Below are 19280 nucleotides of genomic sequence, written 5' to 3' on the forward strand. Positions count from 1 at the left end.
ACTCCTTACTTGGCAACGGCCTTAACAGCTCTTTCCCTTTCTTTCAGTAATTCAAGAATTTCATAATTAACAGGCAAAAATTTTACATCAACTACATTATCAAGATCAAACCAGTCAAATGATTGATTTTCCAATGATGTTACATCTCCTGAAAATTCCCATATATCAAAAAAATTGAGTTTCACAGTATACTCTGGATAATCAACCAGCTTTTCCATCCAAAAGTCAAACTTTAACGGAGTAATTCCCAATTCTTCCTGCAATTCGCGAACAAGCGCCTCGGAAAGAGACTCTCCCTTTTCCACCTTGCCGCCGGGAAACTCCCACCAACCGGCATAATCTTTACCTTTCGGACGTTCTGCCGACAGGAATAAACCTTTGTTCCAGATAATTCCGGCGACAACAGAAACAGGCATTCGATCAGCCACGCGCCCTAATCCTCTTCCAAAAGCTGTTTTTTACGCTCTTCAATCTCGGCTATTTCCTCTTCAAGAATAGCCATATCTTCCATCAGACTTTCAGACCATGAACAAGCTTCGGAGTAGCTGGAATTTAGTTCGATAGCCGCGCCGCTATCATTATAGAGACCGGGGTCGTTTAACTTTTCTTCCATTACAGATTGTTCTTCAAGAACTTTTTCAAGATCTTTCTCTAACTTTTCATACTTCGCAAGACGAGGTTTCAAGTCTTTATACAATTCATTTCTTATATCAGCCTGACGACGCTTTTCTTCTTTGGTTAGTTTACGCTTCTCAGGCTTAGACTCTACTTCAGGCTTTTTATAAGCCGGACTAGAGCTTCCAACACCAGTCAGAGCCTGTTTACGATGATTATCGTAACCTTTAAAAGTCTGAAAAACTTCGACACCGGTATCAGTTAAAGCCCAAATTTCTTCGGCAACTTCAGTTAAAAGATGTCGGTCATGCGCTACAAAAAAGAGAGTTCCGTCATAATCCTTAAGAGCTGCAATCAACCCCTCACGACTTTCAAGATCAAGATGGTTAGTAGGTTCATCAAGAATCAACAGATTCGCCCTTGAAAGAAAAAGACTCGCAAGTATAAGTCTGTTTTTTTCTCCACCTGAAAGAGCAGAAATAGGACGTTCAAAATATGACTGACCAAGAAGGAAAAGACCCAACACCCCTTTAAGCTGTTCTTCAGTTGTATCAGGATCACAAAGTCTTCTTATTTCAGATAAAGCAGTAGCCTCGCTTCGCAGAATTTCACTTTGATGCTGACTGAAATATGCAAGGCTGGTGTTCTGTCCAATCTTTGCATAACCGGCATTCGGCTCTAGCTGACCGAGTATAACTTTTAACAAGGTTGATTTACCGGCTCCGTTTGGAGCAGCGAGAGCGACCTTTTTACCACGGAACAGCTGAAAATCCAAAACAGGCCAAAGAGACGGAGGCCGTCCGTCATATGAAAATTCAAGTTCAACAACACTGATAGCTGCCTTGTCACCACGTGAAGTAGGCGGCATCTTAAAAGCAAGACTCCGCCCAGCGCGATGACTCTCCGTTTCAACCTGAATCTGAGAAAGCTCTTCCTCAAGTTTAACCACTTTTTTAAGCTTAGACTGAGCCTGCGCGGCCTTTCTAGCTTGAGCTTTAAAGCGGTTAATATAAGAATATTCGTTTTCAATTCTAGCAGAAAGTTTAACGGCTTCACGGGAACGCTGTGAAGAATTTTCAGCACGCCATTCCAAAAACTGGGTAAAGGAACCGCGTCTGACAACGGCTTTTCCCGCACCTAAATACAAAACGTGAGTACCAACGCGGTTAAGAAAAATAAGATCATGCGCGACATATATGACCACGCCTCTAAAAGCTAACAGGTAATTTTCGAGCCATTCAACAGCTTCAAGGTCAAGATGGTTGGTAGGTTCATCAAGCAGTAAAATATCTGCGCCTTGTAAAAGAACTCTGCCAAGCTTGGCACGTTCGCGCCATCCACCACTCAACTCTGCAATTTTACTAAGCATATTATGCTCTGAAAATCCAAGCCCGGTCAAAATAGTACGAGCTTTATGTTCAGGATTATACCCGAATTGATGCTCCAGATCTGCCTGACGTTCGGAAAGTCTTTCAATCAAAGCCTGATCATTCGTGTGAGCGGCATTTTCCCACTCTTTCCACAAACAATTCCATGAAGGCAAAGCGGCAAGCACCCAGCTGAGAAGCCCGTGCTCAAGATCTTCATCGGTAAATTCCTGAGCAACATAACCGACTCTGGCAGTTTTAGAGATAGCAATTACGCCGCCATCCGGCTCGATTTTTCCGGCAATAAGCTTGAGAAGCGTAGATTTACCGCACCCGTTAGGTCCGGTTACGGCAAGCCGCATTCCGGCAATAACTTCAAAGGTAAGATCGCTAAACAGATCTTCACCGTTATAAGATTTCTCCAAGGATGCAATAGTAACTTTAGGCATTAATTCTCCGATTGAGGGGATTTTCGCTAAAAAAGCAGATCAGGCATAATATAAGCTTGCAACGTGCAGACTGTGATAGATCACGATTTTATTTAGTATAAGAGAGGGAAAATATCTTCATGCGGCAAGGAAAGCAAGAGAAATGGCGCAATCAAAAAAATGAATTTCGTCTTTTGACCTTCCCGCTAGTCCAGAGTACATCACGCTTATGAAAACATGGTACGTCTATCTACTCCGATGCAAAGATAATTCTCTCTATTGCGGAGTTACCACCGACCCGAAGCGTAGACTGAAGGAACATAACAACGGTGGAAATAAAGGGGCAAAATATACCCGCGCACGACTTCCTGTAGAAATTGAAACAGTCGAACCGCTACCTGATAAAAAGTCCGCTTATAAACTTGAATACGCTGTCAAACAAAAACCAGCCGCGCAAAAAGCTGTCTTTCTCACAAAAACAGCTTTGAAAATGCGCGAGGAATATCAACCAGATAACAATCTATCGTAAAAAGATTAATCTTTATCAGAAGCAGTCAACAGCATCAAAGAAAGATAATGTGTTGTATCGGGAACTTCATCTATATCATTATAGATAGCTTCGCCTTCAAGCCCGAGCCGAGTGTAGAATTTCACATCCATCTTACTAAGTTCTTTCACTTTCTTACGAAGTTCAGGAAAGTTGCGGTATGCCTTCAAAATAACAGCATTATCAGCACATGAAATGGTATGAGCAAATTCATCCGCATCCGCTACGCCCGAGGTCAACAGCAGATTCTGCCCTGATTCAACAAGAACCTGACAGGACTTCGCCGCCGCCGCCTGATATGAAGTAATCCCCGGCACAACTTCAACTTCAACTTCAGGATAAAATTTTCTAAGGGTGCGGAGCATGTATCCGAAAGTGGAATAAATCAGCGGATCGCCAAGAGTAAGAAAAGCAGCGCTTTTACCTTCACTTAAATATTCAGCGGCAATCTTACAATTTTCTTCCCACGCTTCCTGTAACTTAGCTTTATCGCGAGTCATGGGATAGCCAAGCCTTACTATCTTACACCCTTCATGCAGATATTCATCCGCAATGCTTAACGAATGTGAATAATCATTCTTTGTTGAAGATGCGGCAAAAACAACATCCACTTTTCCAAGAATTTTTACAGCCCGTACTGTCAATAAATCAGAATCTCCAGGACCGACACCAATGCCATATATTTTACCGTAATTACTCATTAATATTCTCTTCTTTATTATTGTATAAAAAATCAGCTAAAGTCTCGACTGCGTCCACATTACGGGGACCGGGCCTTGAAAAAACTGACTCATCAACCTTTAAAACTTTTCCTAATCGAACCGCTTTAATCATTTTAAAATGATCCCTGTCCGAAGGCACTACAGGGGACTGATTCATTCGCCCTGACTGGTAAACATAATTTTCGGGATTAAGACGCAAAAGCTCCTCTTCCCCCATGCGCACAATCTTTTTCGGATTATCTACGCAATTATCACCACCAGCTTTAACAATTATATCGGACACGATTGATCCTTGTCCGGCGGCCAAAAGATTCGGATAACGAATCTCAAAAAAAACATCGGGCTTATCTTTTATTTTACTGTACCTTTCTTTAACCGTATCAAGCCGCATGCTCATTGAATGAACAAGCTTTTCAGCGCGCTCAGGCTCTCCAGTCAAAATTCCAATTTTCCCGATCAAAGAATAAAGATCTTCAAAGGAAGTAACCTTAAACATTGCAGTAGGAATTCCCCTTTCCTTAAGCGGCTCAAGGGCGGTCTTAGCTTGAGATCTTCCCGCCATCTGTAAAACAAGATCGGGATTAAGTGCCACTATAAGTTCAGAATTGGGGCGCATATGCGTTCCAATCGACGGCAACTTTACAATCTGCGCTGGATAATCATCACCGGCGGTACGGGCGACAATCCTGTCATCCAAATCCATGGCAAAAAGTATCTCATTAAATGCACCATAAAGAGCGACAATTCGCTTAGCAGGAGATTTCAGTACAACTTTGTCACCAAAATCATCAATTACAGAAATTTCTGCAAAAGCTGAATTAACCGGAATAATCACCAGAAGGAGAAAAAAGGACTTGAGGAACACCAAGCTCCGGATGTTCAACAATCGAAACATCTGTTTTATAAACACTTGCAATGTTATCCTTTGTAATAACTTTAGCAGGAGAACCGTCCAATTCAACCTTGCCGTTTGATAAAAACACCAAACGGTCAAAATAAAGTGCGGCAAGATTCAAATCATGAATCACGCAAATTATAGTTGCGCCCTGCCCGTTCATTTTTTTCAGCATATCAAAAAGTTCAATTTTACCTGCGACATCAACACCGGATGCGGCTTCATCAAGAACCATTATCTTTGCCTGCTGCGAAATAGTACGAGCCATTAAAACCCGTTGAAATTCTCCGCCTGAAAGCTCAGAAACAGGGCGATCAATCAAATGGGCAATGCCTATCATTCTAATGGCTTCAACACAGATATCATCATCTTCGCTATCATAACCGAAAAAGCCTGAACCATGCGCGTATCTGCCCATCATGACCATGGATTTAACAGTGAGTCCAAAGGCTGGTTCAACCTTCTGCGGCAACACAGCCATTATCTCGGCAAGTTCACGGGGGCGATAATCCCGGACATCTTTTTGAGCTATTTTAATCTGACCAACAAGGGGACGTAATACACCGGAAATAGACGAAACAAGAGTCGTTTTACCGCTTCCGTTAGGACCGAGAACCGCAGTCATTGAGCCAGCCGCAAAGCTTAAATTCATGCCCTGCAAGACTTCACGTCTACCATATCCGGCAGAAAGATTTTCAACGGAGATCATGAACGAGCTCCCCTGAAACCACCGCGCAGAACGATGCAGAAAAACGGTCCACCCAGCAAAGCTGTTACAACTCCGACCGGAAGCTCTTCTCCACCGGGAAGCAATGAACGGGCTATCACATCTGACCAGACTAAAAGCAATCCGCCAAGTAATGACGAGGACAGCAACAGCGGTCTGTGCTCAGCTCCTTGAAACATGCGGACCAGATGGGGAACAATCAGTCCCACGAATCCGATAATCCCCGAGACAGCAACAGCCGCGCCTGTCAAAAGTCCAGATCCGACAAGCAGAAACAACCTTACTCTTGATACATCCATACCAAGATGACGTGCCTGAGTCTCACCAAGTGACAAGATATCCAGCTCACGCGAATAGTAAATTATGGGAATCATTCCGGCGATAAAGTACGGCAGAAATAAAGTAACATGCTCCCAGCCGCGCCCCTGAAAACTACCCATTATCCAGAATACAATACTGGTAACAGAGTCTTCATCCATAGATTTAAGCAAAGAGATCAAAGCGGAGAGAAATGTCGCCACGACAATTCCAGCCAAAACCATAGTCTCACGCCGCAAAGTGCCGCCGATTCTACCGAGCATAAGCACTGCTCCAAGAGCTGCCATAGCTCCGGCAAGCGCGGCAAGCGGCAGGAAAAGCGAACCGAACTTAAGCCACAATCCCGCGCCAAGCACTGTTGAACCCGAAAAAATAGCGAGACTCGCGCCGAAAGCAGCCCCGCTGCTGACCCCTAAAGTAAACGGATCAGCCAGAGGATTTCGCAAAATGCCCTGATAAACAGTTCCAGCAACAGCAAGAGACATCCCCACAAGAAAAGAAAGACACACCCTGCTAAGTCTAAGGTCCGTTACAATATACGACAGCGAGGACTCAGAACCTTCCACGCCGCCTAGAATTGCAGATCTAAAAACATCATAAACCTGCGCAACAGAAGTGTCATATGCTCCAAACAAGCAGGCGGCAAAAACAGAAACAGGTACGAGAAAAAAGAGCACTGCAACAGCGCGAACTCTTCTTTTTTCCATTGTTCCCATATTTTGCCGCCCCCTGAATTAAATCGATTTAGTGATCAAGACTTTTGAATGCTATCTTAAGATGATCAACCCAGATATCTACAACCTGCGGAAATTCTGCGGAACCTTTAAGGACAGACTCGCATTTATATCCGGCTTTGGTTAACTCAGATTTCCATGAATCAGGCTCATCACCAGCCATGTCATTACGGGCATGGTCACCGGCTACGGACATATAAGGCATAAGATAAACTTTCTTAGCTTTACTTTTCGCAAGTTTAGCCTTCACATCGTCAAGAGTCGGAGTTCCTTCAACTGTTCCTACAAAGATTTTAGGATCAATCTTGGAAAAATAATATTGAGAACCGGGGTAGTAAATATTTGCAGAATGAGGAGTTCCGTGTCCCATAAGAACTACGGCGTCTTTAGCTTTACGCTCTTTAGGAATATTAGCGATAATAGCTTTTACGGTTCTGGTCATATCTTCATCAGAATAAAGAAGCGGCTTACCAACTGCAATCTTAGACATTCCCTTCGGCATACCTTCAAACTTCATTGCAGTTTCAAGAGTACCAAAATACTCTTCACCGGGAATAGTGTGCAGTGACTGAACGGCGACATGTGTAAAGCCGTCATCCATCATTTTAGAAAGAGCTGTAACAGGAGAATCAACTGTACGGCCTTCTTTTGACAAAACATTTCTGATTATAGCAGAGGAATATGCCCAGCGAACTGGAACACCGGGGAAAGCTTTTTTAACTGCTTTATCGATATTGTCGAAAGAGATTTGTGCTTCCGGCATACTTGAGCCAAAAGCGGCAAGAAGGATACCCTTCTTAACAGGTTTGGAATCACCGTGTCCGGCAAGAGCGAATGAGGGAATAATTAGAAAACAAAGGATGATAAAAGCAGAAACTGCTTTTTGCTTAACCCCAAAATGACACTGCATAACAGTCTCCTTGAATTTGGGGGCTTGAATTAATACAGCCCTTATAAACACATGTATCATACATGCGGCAATAAAGATTTATGGCAGATAAAAGCCCCGTTATCTGTCAAAACTGATCATGAGTTATTCTTTGGCAGGTCTTCCGACTTGTCCCATTTCACCCGGCCTTCCCGAAATAAATTTCAGTGGCACGCTTAACCGGATTAGATCCGATTACGGGGTTCAACTTCACAGGACTTACGGCGGCGGGTCCGTTCCCGATTTTAACGGGATTCCCTTTTAAGCTCGCTAGAGCACCACAAGAGAAAAATTGATATTCTGCTTCGCCCTTACTGTCAATCTTGTTAACATATTATGAAATAGACAGTGGTCCTTGACCTATTCCGGGCCAAATTCTGATCATACCTAGTAAAGCTCTAAGCGAAGTCCAGACTCCGGCGATTATCCATATCCAAAGCAGCATATGCTCCGGCTTATAATAATCCACAGCAATCAACATGGCAGAACTTACACCAACGGCAATCAGCATCGCATTTCTAAGATAATGAAAGTCACCCGTCCCCAAATGGATTCCATCTGTAGCAAACGAGAGTGCATTTATCGGCTGTAAAAAAGTCACTGCAAGCCAAGCCGGGGCAAAAACTGCGGCAGCTTCCTGAGGTACAAGCAACCAGCTCACGGGTTCCTGTCCAAAGTACATGGCAATGCTGAGAAGCACCCCTGTGCCGAAACTCCACTGACAAACCAACACGGCAACCTTGCGAGCCATCAATTTATTTGCACTGCCTATAAAATACCCTACTAGCGACTGACCACTTATCGCAAACGCATCAAGAAAAAGTGCCAGAAAAACAAAAAATTGCCGAATAGCCTGATGCGCGGCGCCTGATTCAGCTCCGGCTTTCGTTGCAAAACGAGTACACAAAAGCAAAAAGAAACAAACTCCGCCGGTACGGACAAACATATCCCCGCCGATGGAGAAAAGTCTTTTGGCATCGCTTAGGCTAAAGCCAGTATCAAAACCGTATTTCCTTTTTACAACATAAACTACCCAAAATGCGCCAATCCACTGGCTAAGTGAACTTGCCAGCGCGGCCCCTGCAACGCCCAGTTCGGGAAACGGACCATGCCCGAAAACAAGTCCCCAATCCAGCAACACATTAATTAAATTCATGCCGACAGCGACATACAGAGGAGTACGCATATCCTGATAACCGCGCAGTGAACCGAAACACGACAGAGTTACCAAAATTGCGGGAGCGCCGAGCAATCTATATTTCATATACTCAACAGCAAGTGAGTGAACGTCACCCTCTGCGCCCATAATCGACGAGATATATCCGAGCAACGGCAATACGCATACCGCCAGAACAATTCCCAAAACCACAGAAATAGCGACTGCCAGCCAGCAAAGTGATGAAGCTCTTTTCAAGTCCCCTTTACCAAGCGCATGTGAAACTTCAGTCTGAGTCCCGATGCCTAAAAAGCCAAACACCCAGAATATAGACGAAAAAACCATAGTCCCGATACCAAGAGAGGCCAAAGGCTCCGCTCCGATTTTCGCAACAAAAGCGGTATCAACCAATCCAGTGAGAGGCTCTGCTATCATCGAAAAAAGCACAGGTACGGCCAAAACAAGAAGAGTCTTATTAGGACGTTCCTCAAATGGATGAAGCTTGGGAGAAAAATCAACAGTCATTTTATTTATGTCTCCAACAACATAAGAAACTCTTAACGAGAGAATTATAAAACTTAAATATTTTAAAAACCTTTTCTATTAAACCATGCTCTAAACACACATCCCCCTAAAAGGGAGTCCAGAGGGCCGCAAGCCCTTTGGTCCAGCCGAAGGCGAAATCATCTATTAACAATAATAAACAAAACCGCATGCTTTTAAATAAGCATGCGGTTTTGATAAACTTATATCAATAAAGAATATCGACTAGATATTTTTGAGAACAGCTTCGCCCATTTCAACGCAACCTACGAGAGTTCCGTCTTCGTCCATGATATCACCTGTACGCAGTCCCTGACTGAGAGTTTTCTCAACAGCAGCTTCGATACATGCAGCTTCATCAGCGAGATTGAAGGAATAGCGCAACATCATGGCAATAGAAAGAATTGTTGCCAAAGGATTAGCTTTATCCTGTCCAGCGATATCCGGTGCGGACCCGTGAATAGGTTCAAATAAACCGGGGTTACCTTCGCCAAGGGAAGCGGAAGGAAGCATACCGATTGAACCTGTGATAACTGCGGCTTCGTCAGAAAGAATATCACCGAACAGGTTGCCTGTTACGATTACATCGAACTGTGAAGGATCGCGGACAAGCTGCATAGCGGCGTTGTCTACATACATATGACTGAGTTCTACATCTGGATAATCGGCAGCGACTTCGATGACAACTTCACGCCATACGCGGGAAACATCCAGTACGTTTGCTTTATCAACAGAACAAAGACGTTTGCTGCGCTTACGGGCTGCTTCAAAGGCTACTTTTGCGATACGTTTAATTTCGTGCTCACGATACACCATGGTATTGTAGCCGATACGTTCGCCGTTTTCTTCACCAGTACCGCGAGGCTCGCCGAAATAAATTCCTCCGGTAAGTTCGCGAACAACCATGACATCTATACCTTTTTCAACGATATCAGGGCGCAAAAAACATGCTTTCTTAAGCTGTGAAAAAAGAGAAGCAGGACGGAGATTTGCGAACAGAGAAAGTTCCTTACGGATTCCGAGTAATCCTCGTTCCGGCCTGATAGCAGGATCAATAATATCCCATTTGGGGCCACCGACAGCTCCGAGCAGAACAGCGTCAGAATCTTTGCAAGCTTTTACCGTTGCATCAGGAAGCGGAACACCAGTTTCATCAATGGCAACACCGCCGATAAGAGCTTCGGTTACGTCGAAAACGTGCCCGAATTTTTTACCTATAACTTCAAGAACTTTGATCCCCTGAGCCATTATTTCAGGCCCGATTCCATCACCGGGCATAACGCATATTTTCATTCTCGTATCCTTAATCTTCTATCTTCACTACCGAGTGAAGGTTTTGGTCACCGACAGAAATAGATATTTAATAATCTGTTTCCCGCGAATTAATTTCCTAAACGATTCTTAACATACTCTACTAATCCGCCTGCATCCAGAATTTCTTTCATGAATGGGGGAACAGGAGAGCATGTGATGGTTTCGCCTGTGGTGAGATTTTTGATGGTTCCTTTATCAGCATCGACTTCAAGCTGATCGCCATCACCGAGCTTTTTAAAATCATCGCCCACTTCAAGCAGAATGAGTCCCATGTTGAACCCGTTGCGATAAAAAATACGGGCAAAACTTTTAGCAACTATAACCGGAATTCCGGCGCCTAAAAGAGAAATAGGAGCATGTTCGCGTGATGATCCACAGCCGAAATTTTCATCAGCAACCATGATGTCATTCTTTTTAACGCGTTTTATCCAGCCGGCTTCGAGTCCTTCCATACAGTTTGCGCCGAGTTCGGCTGAATCTGTAGTAACCAAAAAACGGGCAGGAATTATTGCGTCAGTATCAATATGCGCCCCGACTCTATGAGCTGTACCTGTGATAGTCATATTTATTCTCCTTGGGATTAGGATTTATTTTAATCAAACAATTAAGCGAAACTTCTACAGAGCTGAAGGATCGATAATTTCTCCGGCAATCGCACTTGCGGCAGCAACCGCGGGATTGGAAAGGAATACTTCACTCTTTAAGCTTCCCATACGTCCCTTAAAATTACGGTTGGTGGTGGCTATTGCTCTTTCTCCACCAGCAAGAATTCCCATGTGTCCGCCAAGACAAGGCCCGCAAGTGGCAGGTCCGACAATTGCGCCGGAGTCCATGAATATTTCAATCAGCCCTTCTTTGAGAGCCTGTTTCCAAATAGTCGGAGTAGCAGGAAGAACAATCAATCTGACATTCTTATTCGCTTTGCGTCCTTTAAGGATTGCGGCTGCTTCTCTGAGATCGGAAATACGGCCATTTGTACAGGAGCCAATCACAGCCTGATGAATTTTCATGTTTTTAACTTCATCAACAGGCTTCACATTATCAGGAAGATGAGGACATGCAATCTGGGGTTTCATGCCTGTTACATCCATTTTTACGATTCTTTCGTAAACAGCATCAGCGTCAGCGGAAAGGAGAGAATCCCCTGTTCTTCCGGCAGCAACGCAATACTCAAGAGTTTTTGCATCAACAGGGAAGAGGCCGACTTTACCGCCAGCTTCAATCGCCATGTTTGCAATGGTCATGCGACCTTCAATTGAAAGATTATTTACAACAGAACCGCTGAACTCGAGAGCTTTGTACAAAGCGCCGGAAACGCCTATGTCTCCGATAAGACGCAGAACGTAATCCTTTGCGCCGACATACTGTCCGGGAGTTCCTTCAATTTCAACCTTGATGGAAGGAGGTACTTTGAACCAAGTTTCGCCGAGAGCCATTGCTCCGGCAATATCAGTTGAGCCCATACCGGTAGCAAATGCACCGAGCCCGCCGTATGTGCAGGTGTGACTGTCAGCTCCGACTACAATGTCAGCCGGACCGACCAGACCGAGTTCAGGCAGAAGTGCGTGTTCTACGCCGCATTCTCCGCCTTCATAATAATGAGTTATATTCTTTTCATGTGCGAATTCACGGACAAGTTTGACCTGCTCAGCAGAATCAATGTCCTTATTCGGGGTGAAATGGTCACAGACGAGGGCAACTTTATCTTTGTCGAAAACATCAGATGCGCCCATTGCTTTAAAAGACTTAATTGCAAGCGGAGCAGTAATATCATTGGCAAGAACTAAAGAGACCTTGCAACGTACAATCTGTCCGGCTTCTTTAACAGTTTCATCAGTATGTGCTTGTAAAATTTTTTCCGCTAATGTTTTAGGCATCCTGCTTCTCCTGTTTCATGCGTTCAACTCTGTTTATTGCATTAATGTAAGCTTTGGCACTGGCGACCATAATATCTTCGTCAGAACCTCGACCGATTGATTTCACACCTTCATCAATTATATGAACCATAACCGCGCCCTGTGCATCTGCGCCACCAGTAACAGCGTTTACAGAATAAAGTTCCAGTTTGGGTTTTTTGCCTACTAACTTATTAATAGTAGAGAAAATTGCATTAATAGGCCCATCGCCAAATCCAACTTTTCGTATTTCGACCGGATTATCCTTATCCTTACTGTAATCATCCAAAACTATTGCTGCGTGAGGAGAAACACCTGAAGTTCCAGAAAAAACCGACAATTCTTTAACCCTGTACAGGTCATGAATACGGTAAGCTTCTTCGAGAACAAGAGCTTCAACATCCTCATCAAAAATATGTTCTTTTTTATCAGCTAAAACTTTGATTGCTTTAAATACATCCGAGATCTGCTCATCATTAAGTTCATAACCCATTTCACGAAGTTTTGAACCCAAAGCGTTTCTGCCGGAATGTTTTCCAAGTACAATAGAAGTACCCTTTTTACCGATAGATTCAGGAGTCATAATTTCATAAGTCTGACGATTTTTGAGCATTCCATCCTGATGGATGCCTGACTCGTGAGCAAAAGCATTAGCACCGACAATTGCTTTATTAGGGGAAATAGGCTGTCCGATTGTTCCGGAAAGTCTGCGGCAAGCTGGAAATAACTGCTCGGTAACAATGGCAGTTTCAATATCATAATAATCTTTACGGGTATGAAGAGCCATAATCACTTCTTCAAGCGCAGCGTTACCGGCACGCTCTCCGATACCGGAAAGAGTCACTTCAGCCTGTCTAGCCCCGGCTTTAATTGCAGCCAGAGTATTTGCTGTCGCAAGGCCTAAATCATTATGACAATGCACGCTGAAGATTGCTTTATGACTGTTAGGAACTGTTTCCAGTAAATAGGTAATCAATTTAGCGAATTCGTCCGGCTGCGCATACCCGACAGTATCAGGGATATTAATTGTTGTTGCGCCTTCATTAATAACAGCTTCGACAACTTCAGCCAGAAAATCCCAGCGTGAACGGGAAGCGTCTTCCGCTGAAAATTCAACATTGGGAGTCAACGAAACAGCATGGCGCACAGCCTTTTTAGCCATTTCTAAAATCTCAGCCGGCTCCTTGTTGAACTTATGCTTCATATGAATGTCAGAAGTAGCAACAAATGTATGGATACGAGGATTTTTAGCATATTTAACGGCTTCAAAAGCCCGATCAATATCAGAGGTAAGTGCGCGGCAGAGTCCGGCAACTTGAATATCACCAACTGACTGAGCAATTTTTCTAACGGCTTCAAAATCACCCTGACTCGCAGCGGGAAAACCAGCCTCGATGATATCAACACCCAGCATTTCAAGCTGACGGGCCATAGTAATTTTTTCGCGGATATTCATTGTTGCGCCGGGGGACTGTTCTCCGTCGCGTAAGGTGGTATCAAAAATATAGACTTGATCAGACATTTTCATCTCCTAGCTGCGTCAAAGGCAAATCGCCTTAGGCAGAGTATATCAACAATTCACAAGATGTAACTATAGAACCCTTTGAGAGACTAGAATTTTACCGTCCCCCGAAAGATTTTATGTTCTAAGTAGCTGGTGTGAACCGATGCTATGACAAATCTTTGGAGGACTTTCCTAGTAGCTTAGAGCTTCTGCGTGATAGGAAGAAAATAGTATAGATAGGACCGGATATAATATAGCAGGCAAAAATAATGAATCCCAAGAACTTGGGCTGAGATGCAACCATCACAAACAAAGCAATGACAGTTACCATAGAACTGAAAGGATGAGCTTTGAAAACGCCAGCTTCTTTAAAAGAGCTATAGCGAACAGAACTAACCATCAGGAAAGAAACGATATAAACCAATATCAGAGTTCCCATAGGGAGAACTTTCTGAACTAAAACCGGAGGCATAAACGGAGCGAACAGAACCAAAGTGGCCAAAGTACAACCGGCAGCAGGAATGGGAAGCCCTATAAAATGGGCTTTAGAAGTAACGCCAGCCTGAACGTTGAAACGTGCAAGTCTGAGTGCGCCGCAAGCGATCATTAAAAATGCCGCCAACAGTCCCAGTCTGCCGAAATTATGAAGTTGCCACTGATAGGCCATAAAGGCAGGAGTAACACCAAAAGCAACCAAATCAGCAAGTGAATCCAGCTGTACGCCAAACTCACTACTTGTTCCGGTCAATCTTGCAACTTTCCCGTCAAGTCCGTCAAAAAGACAGCTGACAAGAATAGCAATGGCACAAAGCTCAAACTTACCTTCTACAGCCCATGTCATCCCCAGAAAGCCGCAAAAGAGGCTCGCTATGGTCAACATGTTAGGCAGAATGTAAACAGCCTTATGTTTTGGTATTCTTTTTTCCTTAGCCATAATAGTCACTTATATAAACTTCTTTTTAATTATCTATTAAATTTATAAACTTTTATATTCTAAATTAAGCCTTATGAGCAAGGGCTGTTTCACCAGCTGCAACCTTGTCACCGACTCGAACTAAGACTTTATACCCTTCCGGAAGATAAAGGTCAACCCGCGAACCGAACTTGATCAGACCATAACGGTCCCCGCGTTTGAGCTTATCCGACTTTTCAGCCCAGCAAACAATTCTACGGGCAATGAGGCCGGCAATCTGTACCATGGTAAATCTCTGATTACCTTTACCAATTATTTCAACAACATTGCGTTCATTATCAGTACTGGCCTTATCAAAGGAAGCATTGAAATACTTTCCGGGAATGTAGCGGATGCGCTCAATTTTACCAGAAACCGGCATACGATTAACATGAACATTAAAAACATTCATAAAAATACAAACGGACTGACGGGATTCACCGGTAAGAGGGTCCGCAGCATATTCAACTTTAATAACTTTTCCGTCAGCCGGAGAAACTACTGCATCAACATCTTCAGGAGCAACTCTTTCTGGGTCACGAAAAAAATGACCTATAAAAGCGGTTAATCCGAGCAAAATCACAGTCATAAACCAACAGTCTAGAATTGCGAAACAAACTGTGGCAAAAGCACTTAAAAATATATAGGGCAATCCTTCAAGACTTACCCCTACAGAAGGCTGACGCATATTTTCTACCTTTCTTGTAAGTTAATATGAAATCACGATTACTAGTCTTATTTGTTCAAAACAGAATATACATATCGAGCATATTAAACGAGGTCAACTATATCAGCCTAAATATATGTAAGGTATTTTATATTTTACACTTCGGAGTATCTAAAACAAGAAATCAAGTGGTCATTTACCATCCCTACTGCCTGCATATATGCATAACAGGTTGTAGCTCCAATGAATTTAAACCCTTTTTTCTTCAAACTCTTACTCATTTCTAAAGATTCAGCGGTACTGACGGGAACATCAGATGAAACAGCCCACTTATTAATCACAGGGTGTCCATCCACAAAAGACCAAATATATTGATCGAAAGATCCATATTCTTTTTGAATTTCGAGAAAGCACTTTGCGTTTGCAATTGCGGCATTAATTTTCAACTTATGCCTGACTATCCCGGCATTATTCATCAATTCTTCAATTTTTATTTCTGAGTATTTCGAAATTTTCTCAGCATCAAAATTATCAAAAGCTTTTAAATAATCTTCTCTCTTTTTAAGGATAGTAGACCAACTCAAACCTGATTGCGCCCCTTCAAGAATCAGCATTTCAAAAAGAAGCCGATCATCATGAACAGGCACACCCCACTCTTCATCATGATATTTTAACTCCAAAGGACCACTGTTTGCCCATTCACATCTATTCATAACCAACTCCTTTTCTAAAGAGCTTTGCGAATTATACCACCACCCAGCACCGCCCCGTCTTCGGTATAAACGGCCGCGATCTGCCCGGGTGTAGGCATTGAATGCTGCTCGACAAATTCAAACACCAGATTATCACCATCAAGCTTAACTTTTGAAGACATGGACCTCTGCCTGTAACGAGTTTGAATACGTACAGTTTCAGGCCATTTATCAAAATCCACCAGAAAATTTACTTTTTCGGCGATACACCCTGATGCCCCGAGTTCTTCCTTAGTTCCAAGAATAAGTAAATTTCGTTTCAAATCTTTCTCAATTACATAAAGAGGCTCTCTCCACCCAATACCAAGTCCCTTGCGCTGTCCGTGTGTGTATCTCCAAAGACCTTTATGCCGTCCTAATTTTTCTCCGCTTGAAAGAATAACATCTCCCGGACCGGGCAATTTTACATCACGGTCAATAAGAAACTGTCTGTAATCATCATCTGGAACAAAACATATTTCCTGACTTTCGGACGACAGGGGTATTTTGAGCCCCCTTTTTTCAAGCTCTGAATAAGTTTCCGTCTTGCTGTGATTTCCAAGAGGGAAAATAGCATTCAACACATCCTCTCTGGGAACTAAAGATAAAAAATAGCTCTGATCTTTGCCGAGATCTGCACCACGGGCAATCATCCTGCCATATTCGGGATGCTCGACAATACGCACATAGTGTCCGGTGCCGAGAAGTTCCGCACCAAAATTTCGGGCCGCGGCATAAAGTACCCCGAACTTAATTTGAGGATTGCACTGTGCGCAAGGATTGGGCGTGTCTCCCTTAAGATAATCTTTAATGAACGGCTCAATCACCATTTTATCGAATTCAGCTTTAAAATCCAGAACATGAAGATCTATTCCAAATTCAGCACATCGCAATTCCAGACCTGCGACAGCAAGTGCAGATTTTTCGCTGCCCAGAAAACAGCCGTGCACAGCTATAACATCTGCGCCGAGCTCTTTAAGAATCACCATAGACAACAAGCTGTCCGCTCCGCCACTGACTGCGACTGCGACTTTACGACCTGCCACAAGATCCTTCAATTCAGGATAGCTGAAACTTAATTCCATTTTTGATCTCCAAAAAAGACGCTCGAACTCCTCCTGTTAAAGAAGATGTCCGAGCGCCTGATATTATCTAAATTCAGCCCATATCTTTACCGGAATATCCCGGCAAAAAACTAAGCTTCTTTTTTCTTACGCGGAAGAACCAGATTCAGGAAAACACCGAGAATTCCTGCCAGCCCGATTCCGCCAAGTCTGAACTCATCACTGAAAGGAGTAGGCACGGACATGCCGCCTACACCGAAGATAACAATAAGTGCGACAATTGCAAGGTTGCGAGCTTCCATCAGGTCTTCACCGGCACGAACAAGAGTGTTCATTCCGACAACCATGATGGCACCGAAAAGCAGAACCATAATTCCACCCATTACAGGCACAGGAATAGTCTGCAAGAAAGCGCCGACCTTACCGACAAAAGCAAGAGCGATAGCAACTATAGCAGCCCATGTCATAATTGCGGGGTTAAACACTTTAATCAGAGCAACAGCGCCTGTTACTTCTGAATAAGTGGTATTAGGAGGTCCGCCGAAAAATGCTGCAAAAGATGTAGCAAGACCGTCGCCGAGCATAGTCCTGTGGATACCGGGATCTTTCACATAATCCTTTCCGGATACGGAACCGATAGCGAGGACATCACCGAAATGTTCAATCGCAGGAGCAATTGCAACAGGCACGATGAATAAAATGGCTTCAAGGTTCCATTCAGGGTAAGTAAACGCCGGCATTGCAATCCAAGGAGCGGCTGCAACACTGGAGAAATCAACAAGCCCCATGAACAGACAAGTAACATACCCAGCAGTGATACCGCTTAAAATAGGTATCAGTTTAAGCCATCCTTTTCCGAAAAGAGAAACCGCTACGGTTACACCGAGTGAGATCATAGAAACGATCAGTGCAGTTTTTTCAGGAACCAGAACAACAGAGCCGTCACCTGTTTTACCCATTGCCATAAATACTGCAACAGGAGCCAGAATCAGACCGATAACCATAATGACCGGACCGGTAACAACGGGCGGGAGGATTCTTCTCAGAACATCTGTTCCGCGCCAGCTGATAAGTAAACTGAGGAAAATATAAAAGACACCCGCCGCCGCTAGGCCACAAAGAGTCGATGGAATGCCCCAAGTTTGAACACCATAAATTATCGGAGCAATGAACGCGAAAGAGGAAGCAAGAAAAACCGGAACCTTTCCGCCTGTTACAAGCTGAAAAATCAGGGTACCGACCCCAGCTGTAAACAAAGCGACGTTCGGATTAAGTCCGGTAAGGAGTGGAACCAGAACCAGTGCTCCAAAGGCGACAAACAACATCTGTGCGCCAAGAACGACGTCTCTGGCTCTAAAATTATACTCGGTACTCGAAATACTCATCTTTTAACCCCCCTAAAATTGTGACAAAAAAAAGGCACCTTATTTGGTGCCGAAAATTTTATCTCCCGCATCGCCGAGGCCGGGAAGGATATATCCTGCTTCATTTAATTTTTCATCTATTGATGCTGTATAAATGTCTACGTCAGGGTGCGCGGTTACAACCTTTTCAATACCTTCAGGAGCTGCAACAAGGAAAAGTCCTTTAATGTTGGTACAACCTGCCTTTTTAAGCAGTTCGATAGTTGCAAGCAATGTTCCGCCGGTAGCGAGCATAGGGTCAAGTATAAGCGCGATGCGCTCATCAATGTTTCTTGCAAGCTTGACGTAATACTCTACAGGCTGCAAAGTTTCTTCATCGCGATAAAAGCCAACTACACTGACTCGTGCACCGGGAACCATATCAAGCACACCATCCATCATACCGAGGCCGGCTCTGAGGATAGGAACTACAGTGATTTTTTTACCTTTAATCATCTCAACCTCGACATCTCCGGCCCAGCCTTTGATAGTCTTAGGTTCAGTAACAAGGTCTTTTGTCGCCTCATAAGTGAGGAGTCTTGAAATCTCAAGAGCCAAATTCCGAAAACCGCTGGTACTAAGGCCAGCTTCCCGGAGAATTCCAAGCTTGTGTCTTACCAGAGGATGGTCTACCACATGAACCGCCACGGTGGCCTCCTTGATCTCAATGTTACGTGTTATTTAATTTCTTAAAGTCAAAACCTCGTGTTTCTATATTCCACGTACTTGTCCGTCAAGCTTTTTTTAAATTATTTTTCAGATAAAGTCAT

General features: G+C 43.7%; 19 protein-coding genes and 1 riboswitch. Of the genes, 1 reads left to right on the forward strand and 18 read right to left on the reverse strand.

The window, feature by feature from the left end; translation table 11 throughout:
* Window positions 1–5: 5 nt before the first annotated feature.
* Both BLT41_RS04980 and BLT41_RS04985 read right to left on the reverse strand, forming a co-directional pair.
* Window positions 6–428, reverse strand: coding sequence for a (deoxy)nucleoside triphosphate pyrophosphohydrolase (locus BLT41_RS04980; protein WP_280141302.1), 423 nt, complete (start codon window positions 426–428; stop codon window positions 6–8).
* 5 nt (window positions 429–433) lie between these two features.
* Complete coding sequence (locus tag BLT41_RS04985; RefSeq protein ID WP_092158931.1) at window positions 434–2431, reverse strand: ABC-F family ATP-binding cassette domain-containing protein; 1998 nt, start codon at window positions 2429–2431, stop codon at window positions 434–436.
* Window positions 2432–2639: 208 nt separating this feature from the next.
* Between BLT41_RS04985 and BLT41_RS04990 the strand changes: the two genes are divergently transcribed.
* The gene (locus BLT41_RS04990; RefSeq protein WP_092158933.1) at window positions 2640–2939 is read left to right on the forward strand and encodes a GIY-YIG nuclease family protein; all 300 of its coding nucleotides are present in this window, start codon (window positions 2640–2642) and stop codon (window positions 2937–2939) included.
* 5 nt (window positions 2940–2944) lie between these two features.
* On the opposite strand, the gene cobI is transcribed toward BLT41_RS04990, so the two are convergent.
* The 16 genes from cobI to upp all read right to left on the reverse strand — a co-directional run bounded on the left by cobI (window position 2945) and on the right by upp (window position 19158).
* Window positions 2945–3658: a precorrin-2 C(20)-methyltransferase gene (gene cobI / locus BLT41_RS04995; RefSeq protein ID WP_092158935.1), complete on the reverse strand. Its 714-nt coding sequence runs from the start codon at window positions 3656–3658 to the stop codon at window positions 2945–2947.
* A complete protein-coding gene (locus BLT41_RS05000) occupies window positions 3651–4544 on the reverse strand; it encodes an ABC transporter substrate-binding protein (RefSeq protein ID WP_244512197.1) in 894 nt (297 codons plus the stop codon). Before BLT41_RS05000 ends, cobI begins: the two co-directional genes overlap by 8 nt.
* Window positions 4498–5283: an ABC transporter ATP-binding protein gene (locus BLT41_RS05005; protein WP_092158939.1), complete on the reverse strand. Its 786-nt coding sequence runs from the start codon at window positions 5281–5283 to the stop codon at window positions 4498–4500. Before BLT41_RS05005 ends, BLT41_RS05000 begins: the two co-directional genes overlap by 47 nt.
* On the reverse strand, window positions 5280–6335 hold the full coding sequence (locus BLT41_RS05010) for a FecCD family ABC transporter permease (protein WP_211477650.1): 1056 nt from the start codon (window positions 6333–6335) through the stop codon (window positions 5280–5282). Before BLT41_RS05010 ends, BLT41_RS05005 begins: the two co-directional genes overlap by 4 nt.
* A gap of 28 nt (window positions 6336–6363) precedes the next feature.
* Window positions 6364–7263 carry a sirohydrochlorin cobaltochelatase gene (locus tag BLT41_RS05015; RefSeq protein WP_092158941.1) on the reverse strand — a complete coding sequence of 300 codons (900 nt, stop codon included), beginning with the start codon at window positions 7261–7263 and terminating at the stop codon, window positions 6364–6366.
* A 115-nt stretch (window positions 7264–7378) separates the two neighbouring features.
* Window positions 7379–7579: riboswitch (cobalamin riboswitch) on the reverse strand.
* Between the two features lie 36 nt (window positions 7580–7615).
* Window positions 7616–8962, reverse strand: coding sequence for an MATE family efflux transporter (locus tag BLT41_RS05020; protein WP_092158943.1), 1347 nt, complete (start codon window positions 8960–8962; stop codon window positions 7616–7618).
* A 243-nt stretch (window positions 8963–9205) separates the two neighbouring features.
* Window positions 9206–10273, reverse strand: coding sequence for a 3-isopropylmalate dehydrogenase (gene leuB / locus BLT41_RS05025; RefSeq protein WP_092158945.1), 1068 nt, complete (start codon window positions 10271–10273; stop codon window positions 9206–9208).
* A gap of 89 nt (window positions 10274–10362) precedes the next feature.
* Complete coding sequence (locus tag BLT41_RS05030) at window positions 10363–10857, reverse strand: 3-isopropylmalate dehydratase small subunit (protein WP_092158947.1); 495 nt, start codon at window positions 10855–10857, stop codon at window positions 10363–10365.
* A gap of 54 nt (window positions 10858–10911) precedes the next feature.
* A complete protein-coding gene (gene leuC / locus BLT41_RS05035; RefSeq protein ID WP_092158949.1) occupies window positions 10912–12171 on the reverse strand; it encodes a 3-isopropylmalate dehydratase large subunit in 1260 nt (419 codons plus the stop codon).
* The gene (locus tag BLT41_RS05040; RefSeq protein WP_092158951.1) at window positions 12164–13711 is read right to left on the reverse strand and encodes a 2-isopropylmalate synthase; all 1548 of its coding nucleotides are present in this window, start codon (window positions 13709–13711) and stop codon (window positions 12164–12166) included. The genes leuC and BLT41_RS05040 overlap by 8 nt, the downstream gene beginning before the upstream one ends.
* A 148-nt stretch (window positions 13712–13859) precedes the next feature.
* Window positions 13860–14627, reverse strand: coding sequence for a CDP-diacylglycerol--serine O-phosphatidyltransferase (gene pssA, locus BLT41_RS05045; protein WP_092158953.1), 768 nt, complete (start codon window positions 14625–14627; stop codon window positions 13860–13862).
* Between the two features lie 64 nt (window positions 14628–14691).
* Complete coding sequence (locus tag BLT41_RS05050) at window positions 14692–15333, reverse strand: phosphatidylserine decarboxylase family protein (protein ID WP_092158955.1); 642 nt, start codon at window positions 15331–15333, stop codon at window positions 14692–14694.
* Between the two features lie 134 nt (window positions 15334–15467).
* Window positions 15468–16025: a DNA-3-methyladenine glycosylase I gene (locus tag BLT41_RS05055; RefSeq protein ID WP_092158957.1), complete on the reverse strand. Its 558-nt coding sequence runs from the start codon at window positions 16023–16025 to the stop codon at window positions 15468–15470.
* Between the two features lie 14 nt (window positions 16026–16039).
* Window positions 16040–17128 (reverse strand): tRNA 2-thiouridine(34) synthase MnmA, encoded by a 1089-nt coding sequence (gene mnmA, locus BLT41_RS05060; protein ID WP_092158958.1) that lies wholly within the window; start codon window positions 17126–17128, stop codon window positions 16040–16042.
* A 110-nt stretch (window positions 17129–17238) separates the two neighbouring features.
* On the reverse strand, window positions 17239–18492 hold the full coding sequence (locus tag BLT41_RS05065) for a uracil-xanthine permease family protein (RefSeq protein ID WP_092158960.1): 1254 nt from the start codon (window positions 18490–18492) through the stop codon (window positions 17239–17241).
* A gap of 39 nt (window positions 18493–18531) precedes the next feature.
* Window positions 18532–19158 (reverse strand): uracil phosphoribosyltransferase, encoded by a 627-nt coding sequence (upp, locus tag BLT41_RS05070; protein WP_092158962.1) that lies wholly within the window; start codon window positions 19156–19158, stop codon window positions 18532–18534.
* Window positions 19159–19280 lie beyond the last annotated feature (122 nt).

Source organism: Maridesulfovibrio ferrireducens (assembly GCF_900101105.1).
Lineage (GTDB): Bacteria > Desulfobacterota > Desulfovibrionia > Desulfovibrionales > Desulfovibrionaceae > Maridesulfovibrio > Maridesulfovibrio ferrireducens.

What these genes read in the sequence shown, in the direction of transcription:
- BLT41_RS04985 (WP_092158931.1), bottom strand. Translation starts at nt 2,431, where the DNA reads ATGCCTAAAGTTACTATTGCATCCTTGGAGAAATCTTATAACGGTGAA.
- BLT41_RS04990 (WP_092158933.1), top strand. Translation starts at nt 2,640, where the DNA reads ATGAAAACATGGTACGTCTATCTACTCCGATGCAAAGATAATTCTCTC.
- cobI (WP_092158935.1), bottom strand. Translation starts at nt 3,658, where the DNA reads ATGAGTAATTACGGTAAAATATATGGCATTGGTGTCGGTCCTGGAGAT.
- BLT41_RS05005 (WP_092158939.1), bottom strand. Translation starts at nt 5,283, where the DNA reads ATGATCTCCGTTGAAAATCTTTCTGCCGGATATGGTAGACGTGAAGTC.
- BLT41_RS05010 (WP_211477650.1), bottom strand. Translation starts at nt 6,335, where the DNA reads ATGGGAACAATGGAAAAAAGAAGAGTTCGCGCTGTTGCAGTGCTCTTT.
- BLT41_RS05015 (WP_092158941.1), bottom strand. Translation starts at nt 7,263, where the DNA reads ATGCAGTGTCATTTTGGGGTTAAGCAAAAAGCAGTTTCTGCTTTTATC.
- BLT41_RS05020 (WP_092158943.1), bottom strand. Translation starts at nt 8,962, where the DNA reads ATGACTGTTGATTTTTCTCCCAAGCTTCATCCATTTGAGGAACGTCCT.
- leuB (WP_092158945.1), bottom strand. Translation starts at nt 10,273, where the DNA reads ATGAAAATATGCGTTATGCCCGGTGATGGAATCGGGCCTGAAATAATG.
- BLT41_RS05030 (WP_092158947.1), bottom strand. Translation starts at nt 10,857, where the DNA reads ATGACTATCACAGGTACAGCTCATAGAGTCGGGGCGCATATTGATACT.
- leuC (WP_092158949.1), bottom strand. Translation starts at nt 12,171, where the DNA reads ATGCCTAAAACATTAGCGGAAAAAATTTTACAAGCACATACTGATGAA.
- BLT41_RS05040 (WP_092158951.1), bottom strand. Translation starts at nt 13,711, where the DNA reads ATGTCTGATCAAGTCTATATTTTTGATACCACCTTACGCGACGGAGAA.
- pssA (WP_092158953.1), bottom strand. Translation starts at nt 14,627, where the DNA reads ATGGCTAAGGAAAAAAGAATACCAAAACATAAGGCTGTTTACATTCTG.
- BLT41_RS05050 (WP_092158955.1), bottom strand. Translation starts at nt 15,333, where the DNA reads ATGCGTCAGCCTTCTGTAGGGGTAAGTCTTGAAGGATTGCCCTATATA.
- BLT41_RS05055 (WP_092158957.1), bottom strand. Translation starts at nt 16,025, where the DNA reads ATGAATAGATGTGAATGGGCAAACAGTGGTCCTTTGGAGTTAAAATAT.
- mnmA (WP_092158958.1), bottom strand. Translation starts at nt 17,128, where the DNA reads ATGGAATTAAGTTTCAGCTATCCTGAATTGAAGGATCTTGTGGCAGGT.
- BLT41_RS05065 (WP_092158960.1), bottom strand. Translation starts at nt 18,492, where the DNA reads ATGAGTATTTCGAGTACCGAGTATAATTTTAGAGCCAGAGACGTCGTT.